The sequence below is a fragment of the Saccharopolyspora sp. 6M genome (assembly GCF_020176775.1).
Taxonomy (GTDB): domain Bacteria; phylum Actinomycetota; class Actinomycetes; order Mycobacteriales; family Pseudonocardiaceae; genus Saccharopolyspora_C; species Saccharopolyspora_C gregorii.
Genome location: NZ_JAIUJZ010000157.1, coordinates 1 through 11,853 on the forward strand (window position 1 = coordinate 1; position 11,853 = coordinate 11,853).

Sequence of the window (11,853 nt, forward strand, 5' to 3'; positions counted from 1 at the left end):
CACCCGGGCTCCTAGCAGTGTGATCGTCGGCATGAATCCGTGCCTGCACACCACTGCGGAGGCATTCATGGACGAGCGGTGATGTCCGCGGTGACGACCGGGGTGCCCGCCGTGTCGAGGATGCGCACCGGCACCACCCACTCGGCCGGTTCGTCGCCGGCCTCCGGCAGCGGGTCCAGCTCGGCGATGCCGTGCACGTCGGTCGCGGCCTTCGCCACGTAGCGCACCTGCATCCCGACCGGGATCCAGCGGTGCGTGGCGGGCACGCTCGCCTCGGCGAGCACCCCGGCGGCGATCTCGGCGACGTTGCACGCGGCGATCGCGTGGAAGGTGCCGAGGTGGTTGTGCACCGCGCGGCGCTTCTTCGCCCGCACCTCGCACCGGCCCGGTTCGAGCCGGACGACGTGCGGGCGGACCGTGCGGAAGTACGGGGCGCGCAGGCAGACGCCCCAGGAGAACAGCCTGGTCCCGAGCGGGCGGGGCGAGAGCCTGCGCCACAGCTCCAGCGTCGAGGGCATCGGCGATCTCCTCCAGGTGTGCGGAACGCGGTGATATTACCCGTCGGTAACCTAAGTGCCGGTGCGCCCTCCGGTCAACCCGCGCCACCGTCCACAGCGGACCGCGCCGCGCGTGATCCTCGTCCGCATTCGCCCGAAAAACCCTGCTGGACTGCGAAGATGACCGCGCCGCCCGAGCAGCGGCACCGTCCTCGGTGCCAGTGAGGAGACCGCATGACCACCCCCGGCCTGAACGTCGTCATCGCCGACACCAACCTGCTGCCGCTGCGTGCCGAGATCGACGCCGGACTCCCCGCGGGCACCACCGCGCGCTGGCCCGACCGGCAGGACGACGCCGCGCTGCGCGCCGCGATCGCCGACGCCGACGTCTACGTCTCCGGCGACCTCCCCGCCGAGCTCGCCGCGCACGGCACCCGGCTGAAGCTCGTGCACGCGGCGGGCGCGGGCACCGACGGCATCGCCACCGGCGCGCTGCCCGCCGGGACGGTCGTCGCGAACACCTTCCACCACGAGAAGTCCATCGCCGAGCACGTCGTCGCCGCGACCACCGTCGTCCGCCGCCAACTGCGCGTGCAGGACGCGGCGCTGCGCGAAGGCCGCTGGGCCACCCCGGTCTACGACCAGCGGGCGCCGTGGCTCGACTCGCTCACCGGCGCCACCGTCGGCTTCGTCGGCTTCGGCCACATCGGACAGCTCACCTGGCGGCGGTTCCAGGCCTTCGAAGCCGCGGGCGTCGCCGTCACCCGCCGCGGCGACGTGGACGCCGCCGCCGGAGGGCTGGAGTGGGCCGCCACCATCGACCGGCTGGACGCGCTGCTGGAGACGGCCGACGTCGTGGTGCTCTCCGTCCCGCTGACCGCGGAGACCACCGGGCTGATCGGCGCCGCCGAACTCGCCCGGATGCGCGAGCACGCGGTGCTCGTCAACGTCGGCCGCGGACCCGTCGTCGAGGAACGGGCGCTGTACGAGGCGCTGCGCGACGGCGTGATCGGCGGCGCGGCCATCGACGTCTGGTACGACTACCCGGCGCCCGGCGAGGTGAAGCACCCGAGCGCGCTGCCCTTCCACGAACTCGGCAACGTGCTGATGACCCCGCACTCCTCCGGGCTCACCCGGCAGACCTTCGCCGGGCGCGCGCGGGACGTCGTCGCCAACATCGGGCGGCTGGCCGCCGGGGAACCGCTGCGCAACGTGGTGATCACCGTCTGACGTGTGACCGCCTTCATCTACGGCGGCGCTGATCAGGAAGTTAGGGTAGGCGAAGTTAAGTCCAGAGGAGTTGCCATGCCTGCCCGTCCTCGCGGTGCCGCTCTCGTCACCGCCCTGCTCAGCGCGCTCCTGATCGTCGCGGGCTGCTCGACCGCACCGACCGCACCGACCGCGCCCGGCGGCGACGACGGGTGGGACCCGGTCACCGTGTCCACCGCCTTCGGTGAGGTCACCATCCCGAAGCGGCCGCAGCGGGTCGTCACCCTCGGCTGGGGCGACGCCGAGGTCGCGCTCGCGCTCGGCGTGCAGCCCGTCGGCACCGCGGACTGGCTCGGCGTCGGCGGCGACGGACTGGGGGAGTGGGTGCAGCAGCGCTACGAACCCGCGCCGCCGCCGATGCTCGGCACCCTCGAAGTGAACATGGAACGGCTCGCCGGACTCGCCCCCGACCTGATCCTGGACACCAGGGCCAGCGGCGCGCGGGACCGCTACGACCAGCTCGCCGGGCTCGGCGTGCCCGTGGTCAGCATCCCCGACGGCGCCGAGCAGTACACCACCTCCTGGCAGCAGCAGCTCGACCTGATCGGCACCGCGCTCGGCAAGCAGCAGGAGGCGCAGCGGCTGCGCGCCGACCTGGACGCGAAGTTCGCGCGGGCCAGGCAGGAACACCCCGAGTTCGTCGACGCCACCAACGTCGTCGGCGCGCGCACCGTCCGCGGCTTCGGCGCCTACCGGGCGGGCACCAGCCGGGTCGACTTCATGCGCGCGCTCGGCTTCCGCAACTCGCCGCGGGTGGAGGAACTGGCGACCAGCGCGTTCTCGGTGCCGATCTCGAACGAGCGGCTGGACCTGCTCGACGCGGACCTGACCGTGATGACCACCATCGGCTACGACCCGCAGGACCTCATCGACGACCCGCTGTACCGGTCGGTGCCGTCGGTGCGGGACGGGCGGGACCTGGTGTTCACCGACGAGGTGGTGTCGCAGTCCTTCGCCAGCGCCACCGTCGTCGGCACCTCCTACGCCCTCGACCGCGTCGTGCCGCTGTTCGCGGCGGCCATGCGGCGCTGACCGGCCGGTCCCGGGTGGTCCCGGGCGAGCTGGTGTACTGCTCCGGGCGCCGCGGGTAGGCGTGCGGCGGCGGCCGCGCGGACCTCCCCGGCGGAACGGGACGGATCGGGTCGGCGCGGAGCGCGGCCGCGCGGGAGTGTCGAACTGATGATGACGGTGGTCGCCGGGCTGATCTTCGTGCTCACCCTGGCACTGGTGGTCCGGCGTCCCGGCGGGCTCGGCATCGGGTGGAGCGCCCTGCTCGGCGCGGCGGCCGCGCTGCTGACCGGCGTCGTCGCGCTCTCCGACGTGCCCACCGTGGTCGGGCTGGTGTGGAACGCGACGCTCGCGTTCGTCGCCATCGTGCTCGTCTCGCTGCTGCTCGACGGGTCCGGCTTCTTCGAGTGGGCGGCGCTGCACGTGGCGCGCTGGGGCGGCGGGCGCGGGCGCCGGCTGTTCGTGCTCGTGGTGCTGCTCGGCGCGGCGATCTCGGCGGTGTTCGCCAACGACGGCGCCGCGCTCATCCTCACGCCCATCGTGCTGCAGATCGTGCTGGCGCTGCGGTTCAGCCCGGCCGCCGCCCTCGGGTTCGCGCTCGCCACCGGATTCGTCGCCGACACCGGCAGCCTGCCGCTGGTGGTGTCGAACCTCGTCAACATCGTGTCCGCGGACTTCTTCGGCATCGGGTTCGCCCGCTACGCGGTGGTGATGGTGCCGGTCGGGCTGGTGTCCGTCGCCGCGAGCCTCGCGGTGCTGCTGTGGTACTTCCGCCGCGACATCCCGCGCGAGTACGAGCTGGACGAGCTCGCCGAACCCGCCACCGCGATCCGCGACCGGCTCACCTTCCGCGCCGGGTGGGTCGTGCTGGTGCTGCTGCTGATCGGCTACTTCACGGCCGAACCGCTGGGGATCCCGCTGTCCGCGGTGATCGGCGCGGGCGCGGTGGTGCTGCTGTCCGTCGCGGCGCGGTGGCCCGGCCCCCTCTACCGCGGAGCGGGGGAGCGGCGGATCCCCGTCGGCGCGGTGGTGCGCGAGGCGCCGTGGCAGATCGTGCTGTTCAGCATCGGGATGTACCTGGTCGTCTACGGGCTGCGCAACCAGGGGCTCACCCGGGAGCTCGCCGCGCTGTTCGGCTGGTTCGGCGCGCACGGGGCGCTCAGCGCCGCCGTCGGCACCGGGGTCGTCGTCGCCGTGCTCGCCTCGGTCATGAACAACCTGCCGACCGTGCTCATCGCGGCGCTGGCCATTGCGGGAGCGGGTGCGACCGGGCTGGCGCACGAGGCCATGGTGTACGCCAACGTGATCGGCTCCGACCTGGGGCCGAAGATCACGCCGATCGGGAGCCTCGCCACGCTGCTGTGGCTGCACGTGCTCGACCGCCGGGGGCTGCACGTCGGGTGGGGGCGCTACTTCCGCACCGGCATCGTGCTGACCATCCCCGTGCTGCTGACCACCTTGTTGGCGCTGGCGGCGTGGCTGCTGGTCGTCGGGTGAACTTCAGGCGCTTCGGGGTCGGGTGGCGGAACCGCACTGCCTGCCCTGAACCTGGCCGGCGGGTCCGTGCCCTGTCCTGTCGGCGGCGGAGCCGGTGAGCCAACGACCACGCACCCAGACCGACCACCAGCGGGTTCTCAGCGGTTCCCTCGCGAGGACAGCTTTTTCCCTCGTGGCGGAGCCACTCGGGAAAAAGATCCCGCAGCGAGGGAACAGCTGAGGTTCCGCCACCCGAGTGCTCCGCAGATCCAGTTGAAAGACGACTGCTAGGTCAGGCGGAGTCGCCGGGGAGGAGTCGGTTCTCCACCGGGCGGTCGCCGTCCGCGGTCGTCCAGCGGCGCCGGTAGTTCGCCACGGCGTTGCCCAACCGGTCCCGGGCCGCCCGCGCCACCGCGTCGTCCGCCCCGATGCCCACGTGCGCGCACACCGCGATCGACGGGGCTTCCAGCCGGGGGCGCGCGTTCTTCACCGTCTCCACACCCCCAGTGTGCCGGGCGCCCCGGAACCGGCTCGATGCGGGGCGCGGCGCCCCGGTGCCCGGCCCGGCCGGGCACCGGGTGGCAGGGCTACCGCTGGGCGGTGTTCGCGGTCTCCGCCCAGCGCTCCAGCTGCTCCACCGTCAGCGGGACGCCGGGGAAGCGGGTGATCCGGTCCGCGGGGAACGGGCGCAGCATCATCGCGTGCTGCGGGTCCGCCGCCAGCTCCGCCATCGGGCTCGCCGCCAGCGCCTCCCGCAGCAGCTCCCCCGCCACCGGGTGGTCCAGCCAGGCACCCAGCTCGGACCGCGGGGTCAGCGGGTCGGTCACCGGCTCCCCGGCCAGCCGGATCGTCGAGGTCAGCCGGACGTCCCGCGAGGATGCCGCGGCGCGCAGCTCGAACTCGCCGCCCTCCACCACCCAGCGGCCCAGCGGGGTGTGCCAGAAGGCGAACGCGCGGCGGTCCAGCTCCAGCACCACCCGGGTCTCAGCGCCGGGTTCCAGCGCGACCTTGGCGAACGCCTTGAGCTCCTGCTGCGGCCGGGACACCGAGCAGCGCGAGTCGGCCACGTAGAGCTGCACGACCTCCTGCCCCGCGCGCGCACCGGTGTTGGTGACGGTGAGCGAGACCACCACCCGCGGATCCGGTCCGTCCTCGACCACCTCGACCGCCAGGTCCGACTGCTCGAAGGTCGTGTAGGACAGGCCCGCGCCGAACTCGTGGCTCACCGGCAGCTCGTGCGCGTCGTACCAGCGGTAGCCGATCAGCAGTCCCTCGCCGTAGCGCACCGACCCGTGCTCGCCGGGGAAGGCGCCGGTCGCCGGGTTGTGCGCCAGCCGCACCGGGATCGTCTCCGCCAGCCGTCCCGACGGGTTCGCGGCCCCGGTGAGCAGCGCGGCCAGCGCGTGGCCGCCGGCCTGCCCGGGCAGCCAGCCGTGCAGCACCGCCTGCGCGTGCCGCTCCCACTCGGCGACCGTGACCACCGAGCCGCCGGCCAGCACCACCACGACGCGCTCGTTCACCGCCGCCACCTCCCGCAGCAGCCGCAGCTGCGGTTCGGGCAGCGACAGGTGCTCGCGGTCGTAGCCCTCGGACTCGGCCGAGGGCGGCAGGCCGAGGAACAGCACCGCCACCTCGGCCGCCGCGGCCCGTTCCACCGCCTCGGCGATCAGCTCGGGGTCCGCGGCCTCGGCCGCCACCTCGTAGCCGGGCGCGAACTCCAGCGCGGCGAACCCGGCCCCGCGCAGCGCGCCGAGGGCGTCGTCCAGCTGCGTCGGCACCACCTGCGAACTGCCCGCGCCCTGGTAGCGCGGGGTGCGGGCGAACTCGCCCAGCACCGCCACCCGGGTCCGCGGCGGATCCAGCGGCAGGACGTCGTCGTCGTTCTTGAGCAGCACCGCGCTCTCCACCGCGGCGCGCTCCGCCAGCGCTCGGTGCTCGGCCGCGTCGAAGCCGTCCGCGGCGGGCAGCTCGGTGGTGGCCCGCCGCACCAGGCGCAGCACACGCTCGGCGGCCGCGTCCACGTCCCGCTCGTCGAGTTCCCCGGCCCGCAGCGCCGCCAGGACCACCGCGCTCCCGGCGCCACCGGACGACGGCATCTCCAGGTCGAGCCCGGCGCGCAGGCTCGCGGCCCGATCGCCCACCGCGCCCCAGTCCGACACGACGAGGCCGTCGAAGCCCCACTCCTCGCGCAGCAGCTCGGTCAGCAGCCACCGGTTCTCCGCCGCGTGCACCCCGTTGATCCGGTTGTAGGAGCACATCACCGTCCACGGCCGTGCCTCCCGCACCACGTGCTCGAACGCGGGCAGGTAGATCTCGCGCAGGGTCCGCTCGTCCACCTCGGCGGAGACGGTGAGCCGGTCGGTCTCCTGGTTGTTCACCGCGAAGTGCTTCACCGAGGTGCCCACCCCGCGGGACTGCACGCCCCGCACCAGCGCCGCCGCCAGCCGCCCGGCCAGCAGCGGGTCCTCGGCGAAGTACTCGAAGTTCCGGCCGCACAACGGGCTGCGCTTCATGTTCACGCCCGGGCCCAGCAGCACCGCCACGTCCTCCGCGCGGCACTCGGCGCCCAGCGCCGCCCCGACCTCGTGCAGCAGCTCCTCGTTCCAGGTGGCGGCGAGTCCGGCTGCGGTGGGGAAGCAGGTCGCGGGCACGCTGTCGGCCAACCCGAGGTGATCGCCCCCGGTGCGCTGCTTGCGCAGCCCGTGCGGGCCGTCGGTGAGCATGATCGACGGGACGTCCGCGTCGGAGATCGCTTCGGTGCGCCAGAAGTCGGTGCCGTCCAGCAACGCCACCTTCTGCTCCAGCGTCAGCGAGCGCAGCAGCCCCGCGACGTCGCCGGCTCCGTCCACTCCGGTCTCCGGTGTTGCGGCCATCACGACTCCCCTCGACGGTTCCGGTACTGCCGAGATCGTCCCACCGCGTGCGCGGGTCCGAGCGCCCCGTCCGCCGGTTCCCAGCTTATTCCCAGGTTCCTCAACGCGGGCGGACGCACTGCTCACCTAGCGTCGAGACCGATCGATGCGGGCGACCGAGCCGGAGGTGAGCGGTGCGCGGTGATCGACGACCGTCGTGGGCGGAGCGGACCAGCCGGGCGCTCGCGGCGCTGCGCGGCGGCACGACCGGGCGGGCCGTGCTGTTCACCGCGGTCGGGGGAGCGACGACGGCGGTGAACGCGCTGCTCTACCTGCTGCTGCGCGGCACCTTCGCCACCGGGCCCGCGAACGTGCTGGCGCTGCTGGTGACCACGATCGGCTCCAGCGCGCTGCACCGGCGTTTCGTGTTCACCGGGCTGCCGGAGCGGCGGCTGCGGATGCACCTGCAGACGGCGGCGACGTTCCTGTTCTACTGCGTCTCCAGCAGCGCGGCGCTGGCCCTGCTGCGGCTGGTCGACGCCGATGCGGGCAGCGTGGCCGAAGCGGTCGCCGTGGCGGTGATGAGCGTCGCGGGCGGCATCACCCGGTTCACCGCGCTCCGCCTCTGGGTCTTCCACCGCGACCGGCACCGGCCGGCCGGGGGACGCCCGATCCCGGCGGCGGCCTGAGCGGTCCGGCGCACGGCGGTCGCGTTCACGGGATCAGGGCTGCGGGGCGGGCACGGCGTGCAGTTCGCCCGTCTCGTCGGCCGCGCAGGCGGCCCGCTCCTCGGTGCCCGCCAGGAACTCGCTCAGGCAGCCGGCGAGGGCCCGGTGCCCGGCCGCGTTGGCGTGGAACGACTCCTGCATCGCGTGCGGCGCCCGGTAGTCGTCCTGCAGGCTGCCCCAGTCCACGGTGAGCCGGGTGAACCACTCCTGCTCGCCGTCCCGTGGCGAGGGCACCTGCCCGGCCGGGGTGTCCTCGGCGGTGTCCGCGGTGCAGGCCTCCCGGCCGATCCCGGCGCGGGACAGGTCCAGGAACCGCGCCCCCACCTCGTCGGCGGCCGCGCGCAGCCCCTCGGACAGCTGCGGGACCCCGGTGTCGCGGATCCATTCCAGGTCACCGGTCTGGAACGGGCAGCCGGAGAGGTTGTTCAGCCGCGGGTCCACGTCCGGACCCACCGGCGACGCGTAGGACTGCACCACCAGCGAGTAGGCGGCGGGCGTGTACCCGGAGCGCTCCATCGCGGCCCGCACCTCGCGCAGCGCGGACACGACCTTCGGCCGCATCGCCGCGACCCGCTGCGGCCACAGGTCCCGCATCTGCTCGGCGCAGCCGCCGGGCACCCGGGTCGCCCACGCCTCCACGCACCGGTTCACCACGTCGGTGAAGGCGGGATCGTCGTTCGCGCCGACCTGCACCACGACGTCGGTGATCCGGAACCGCTGGGTCAGCTCGGCCAGCCGCGCGGCCTGGGAACCCTCGGCGTCGCCGTCCGCCCCGATGGCCGCGGCCTGCGCGCCGGAGCACGCCAGGTTGATGCGCGTCACGTCCGGCGGCAGCCGCAGCTGGTGCACCGGGGCCGCCGGGGAGCGGTGGCACCAGTTGCCGCCCTCGCCGTTGGTGCCCGCCTCGTAGTGACCGCCGCCCTCGCCGGACAGCGTGCTGTCGCCGAGCGTGACCACCGCGGCGGGCAGCCGTTCGGGCTGCTGCGGCAGGCTCGGCAGGTACTGATCACTGACCAGGACCGCGAGCGCCAGGACGCCGCAGATCGCCAGCAGTGCGAGGAATCTCGACATGTGCGCCCGCATCGCCGATCAGTCTATGAGCACCCGCGCGCGACCACGGCCGGTACCGGGCGGTGGTGAGCGCAACACCACGTGGAAACCGGTCCGGGCGCGCGGGAGAAAATCGGGCATCCCGTGCGTTGGACGGGGTGAGGCGGATTTGTCCCGGAGGTCGTTTTGCCCATTCTCCTGCTGCTCCTGGCCATCGGCGTCGTGGAGATCAGCGTGCTGGTGCTGGTCGGCAGCGCCATCGGCGTGCTGCCCACGATCGGACTGCTGTTCGGGGGCGCGTTCCTCGGCAGCTGGCTGCTGCGCAGGGAAGGGCGCCGCTCCCTCCAGGCGTTCAACGAGGCCGCGATGCAGCGCAAGCCACCGGAGCGGGAGGTCGCGGACGGGGTGCTGGTCGTGGCGGGCGGCCTGCTGATCGCGCTGCCCGGGTTCGTCAGCGACGTCGTGGGACTGGTGCTGCTGCTGCCGCCGACGCGGGCGCTGGTGCGCCGCCGGCTGGCTCGACGTGCCGAACGCCACGCCGAGCAGGTGCAGCAGCGGTTCTGGGCCCACGCGGGTGGCGTCGGGTTCCCCGCGGGCTTCCCGGGAGCGGGTTCCCCCGGTGCCGGGCGCGGTGCGGGGAGCCGTGACGGGGACGTCATTGACGGTGAAGTGGTATCGGTCAGTGAGGACGACGTCCCCCGCCAGCACCCGCCGCTGGGAACGTCGTCGCAGGCAGAGCGCCCGGACGGCGGCTCGCCGCGGTGAACCGCCCGGCGTGGCGCCGCTCGTGCGAGCACTGCGGGTAAGCTTCGGCGAACGATCGTGGGGGGGGGGGGGGGGGGGGGGGGGCCCCCCCGCCCCCCCCGGGGGGGGGGCCGGGGGGGCCGCGCGGCCCCCCCCCCCCCCCCCCCCCCCCCCCCGCCCCCCCCCCCCCCCCCCCCCCCCCCCCCCCCCCCCCACGGTGGCGCATGGCGAGGTTCACCTCGGCGCGGACCTCGATCCACCGGGGTCGCGGTGCTCCGCGTAAGGTGATCCACCCGGCTCCGGACGGAGCGGGCGGACACGGGGACCGGGCGGCCGAGCCACCCGACGCGGTCCGCCGCCGACCGAGCAGGTCGGTGCGACCCGGAGCGGAGGGGCTCGCGCCGACGCGCGGGGGCCGGGCGGAACAGCTCGTCACGCCTTGCGCCGCCAGCAAGCCGAAGCCGGGGGGAATCCCCAGGACAGGGAACACAGGACATGTCCGAGACCACGTTGCTGCTCGGCGGCCGGATCCATTCGCCCGCCGATGCCGACGCCACCGCGATGGCCGTCATCGATGGCACCATCGCCTGGGTCGGTTCCGACAGGGTCGGCCGTGCACTGCATCCCGAGGCGGAGGTCGTCGAGCTCGGCGGGGCGTTCGTCGCCCCCGCGTTCGTCGACGCGCACGTGCACGCCACCTCGTCCGGTCTGCTGATCAACGGCCTGGACCTGACCGGCTGCGCTTCGCTGACCGAATTCCTGCACGCGCTGCGCGACCACGTCGAGGAACATCCGGGCGCGCTGGTCTGGGGCCACGGCTGGGACGAGACCTGGTGGCCGGAGCGCCGCCCGCCGTCCCGCGCGGAGATCGACAACGCCTGCGGCGGCGCGCCCGTCTACCTGTCCCGGATCGACGTGCACTCGGCGCTGGTCTCCAGCGCGCTGATCGAGCGCGCCCCGCTGGCCAAGGACACCGAGGGCTGGAGCCCGGACGGGCCGCTGACCCGCGTCTCGCACCACCACGCGCGCAGCGCCGCCCGCGAATCGCTGGGCCTGGCGCAGCGCCGGGAGGCGCAGCTGGCGTTCCTGCGGCACGCGGCGTCCTGCGGGGTGGCGGCCGTGCACGAGTGCGCGGGCCCGGACATCTCCGGCGCGGACGACCTGCGGGACCTGCTGGAGCTGTCGGCTCGCGGGGACGTGCCGGAGGTCGTCGGCTACTGGGGCGAGCTGGGTGCCCTGGAGACCGCGCGGGAGCTCGGCGTGCGCGGGCTGGGCGGCGACCTGTTCGTCGACGGCGCGGTCGGTTCGCGCACCGCGGCGCTCGGCGCGCCCTACGCGGACGATCCGACGACCTCGGGCGTGCTGTACCTGGACGCCGAGGCCGTCGCCGAGCACCTCGTCGACTGCACCCGGCAGGGCCTGCAGGCCGGGTTCCACGTGATAGGGGACGCCGGGGTCGCCGAGGCCTGCGAAGGCTTCCGCCGCGCGGCGAAGGTGCTCGGCGTGCCCGCGCTGGCGAGCATGCGGCACCGGCTGGAGCACCTGGAGATGGTGACCGCCGAGCAGGCCGCGGAACTCGGCGCCTTCGGCGTGGTCGCCTCGGTGCAGCCGCAGTTCGACGCCGCCTGGGGCGGGCCGTCGGACATGTACGCGAGGCGGCTCGGCGTGCCGCGCGGGACGCGGCTGAACCCGTTCTCGGCGTTGGCGGCGAACGGCATCGTGCTCGCCTTCGGTTCGGACGCGCCGGTGACGCCGGTGGACCCGTGGGCGGCGGTGCGGGCCGCGGTGCACCACCGCACGGACGGGTTCGGCATCTCGCCGCGCGCCGCGTTCACCGCGCACACCCGCGGCGGCGGGCGGGCCGCCGGGGTGGACGACGGGGTGACGGGCGCGCTGGTGCCGGGTGCTCCGGCGACCTACGCGGTGTGGGAGACGGGCGATCTCGTCGTCACCGCACCGGATTCGCGGGTGCAGCGCTGGTCGACGGATCCGCGCGCGGGCGTGCCGCCGCTGCCGGACCTGAGCCCGGGCGCGCCGCTGCCGCGTTGCCAGCGCACCGTGCTGCGCGGCAGGACCCTCTACGTCCGGGACCCGGACGAGGAGGACTGAGCTCCACCGGGCTCCCGTCGCGGGGGCCCGGGGGGGGGGGGCGCCCCGGGGGGGGGGGGGGGGCCCGGCGGGGGGGGGGGGGGCCCGGGGGATACCCCCGGCGGGGCCCCCGCGTGGTGG

10 protein-coding genes are annotated in these 11,853 nt (G+C 74.6%); 6 read left to right on the forward strand and 4 right to left on the reverse strand.

Annotation, left to right across the window (positions count from 1 at the left end):
* Positions 1–65: 65 nt before the first annotated feature.
* A complete protein-coding gene (locus tag LCD31_RS20320; RefSeq protein WP_224960267.1) occupies positions 66–518 on the reverse strand; it encodes a hotdog fold domain-containing protein in 453 nt (150 codons plus the stop codon).
* A 213-nt stretch (positions 519–731) separates the two neighbouring features.
* Here LCD31_RS20320 and LCD31_RS20325 point away from each other — a divergent pair, with 213 nt between their 5' ends.
* The 3 genes from LCD31_RS20325 to LCD31_RS20335 all read left to right on the forward strand — a co-directional run bounded on the left by LCD31_RS20325 (position 732) and on the right by LCD31_RS20335 (position 4,271).
* Positions 732–1,727, forward strand: a complete 996-nt coding sequence (locus LCD31_RS20325) for a 2-hydroxyacid dehydrogenase (RefSeq protein WP_224960269.1) — start codon at positions 732–734, stop codon at positions 1,725–1,727.
* 75 nt (positions 1,728–1,802) lie between these two features.
* Complete coding sequence (locus LCD31_RS20330) at positions 1,803–2,798, forward strand: iron-siderophore ABC transporter substrate-binding protein (protein WP_224960271.1); 996 nt, start codon at positions 1,803–1,805, stop codon at positions 2,796–2,798.
* Positions 2,799–2,948: 150 nt separating this feature from the next.
* A complete protein-coding gene (locus tag LCD31_RS20335; protein WP_374108100.1) occupies positions 2,949–4,271 on the forward strand; it encodes an arsenic transporter in 1,323 nt (440 codons plus the stop codon).
* Positions 4,272–4,542: 271 nt separating this feature from the next.
* Here LCD31_RS20335 and LCD31_RS20340 read toward each other — a convergent pair whose 3' ends face one another.
* Both LCD31_RS20340 and LCD31_RS20345 read right to left on the reverse strand, forming a co-directional pair.
* A complete protein-coding gene (locus LCD31_RS20340; protein ID WP_224960275.1) occupies positions 4,543–4,749 on the reverse strand; it encodes a hypothetical protein in 207 nt (68 codons plus the stop codon).
* 88 nt (positions 4,750–4,837) lie between these two features.
* On the reverse strand, positions 4,838–7,123 hold the full coding sequence (locus tag LCD31_RS20345; RefSeq protein ID WP_224960277.1) for a glycoside hydrolase family 3 C-terminal domain-containing protein: 2,286 nt from the start codon (positions 7,121–7,123) through the stop codon (positions 4,838–4,840).
* A gap of 173 nt (positions 7,124–7,296) precedes the next feature.
* Here LCD31_RS20345 and LCD31_RS20350 point away from each other — a divergent pair, with 173 nt between their 5' ends.
* Positions 7,297–7,791, forward strand: coding sequence for a GtrA family protein (locus LCD31_RS20350; RefSeq protein ID WP_224960279.1), 495 nt, complete (start codon positions 7,297–7,299; stop codon positions 7,789–7,791).
* 33 nt (positions 7,792–7,824) lie between these two features.
* On the opposite strand, the gene LCD31_RS20355 is transcribed toward LCD31_RS20350, so the two are convergent.
* Entirely contained in the window at positions 7,825–8,913 is a 1,089-nt protein-coding gene (locus LCD31_RS20355) for a GDSL-type esterase/lipase family protein (RefSeq protein WP_224960281.1), read from the reverse strand.
* 153 nt (positions 8,914–9,066) lie between these two features.
* Between LCD31_RS20355 and LCD31_RS20360 the strand changes: the two genes are divergently transcribed.
* Together LCD31_RS20360 and LCD31_RS20365 are read left to right on the forward strand one after the other, a co-directional pair.
* On the forward strand, positions 9,067–9,645 hold the full coding sequence (locus LCD31_RS20360) for an FxsA family protein (RefSeq protein WP_224960282.1): 579 nt from the start codon (positions 9,067–9,069) through the stop codon (positions 9,643–9,645).
* Positions 9,646–10,119: 474 nt separating this feature from the next.
* Positions 10,120–11,733, forward strand: a complete 1,614-nt coding sequence (locus tag LCD31_RS20365; protein WP_224960283.1) for an amidohydrolase — start codon at positions 10,120–10,122, stop codon at positions 11,731–11,733.
* The last annotated feature ends 120 nt before the right edge of the window (positions 11,734–11,853 follow it).

Coding starts and splice junctions, on each gene's coding strand:
- LCD31_RS20320 (WP_224960267.1), bottom strand. CDS start 518: ATGCCCTCGACGCTGGAGCTGTGGCGCAGGCTCTCGCCCCGCCCGCTC.
- LCD31_RS20325 (WP_224960269.1), top strand. CDS start 732: ATGACCACCCCCGGCCTGAACGTCGTCATCGCCGACACCAACCTGCTG.
- LCD31_RS20330 (WP_224960271.1), top strand. CDS start 1,803: ATGCCTGCCCGTCCTCGCGGTGCCGCTCTCGTCACCGCCCTGCTCAGC.
- LCD31_RS20335 (WP_374108100.1), top strand. CDS start 2,949: ATGACGGTGGTCGCCGGGCTGATCTTCGTGCTCACCCTGGCACTGGTG.
- LCD31_RS20345 (WP_224960277.1), bottom strand. CDS start 7,123: ATGGCCGCAACACCGGAGACCGGAGTGGACGGAGCCGGCGACGTCGCG.
- LCD31_RS20355 (WP_224960281.1), bottom strand. CDS start 8,913: ATGCGGGCGCACATGTCGAGATTCCTCGCACTGCTGGCGATCTGCGGC.
- LCD31_RS20365 (WP_224960283.1), top strand. CDS start 10,120: ATGTCCGAGACCACGTTGCTGCTCGGCGGCCGGATCCATTCGCCCGCC.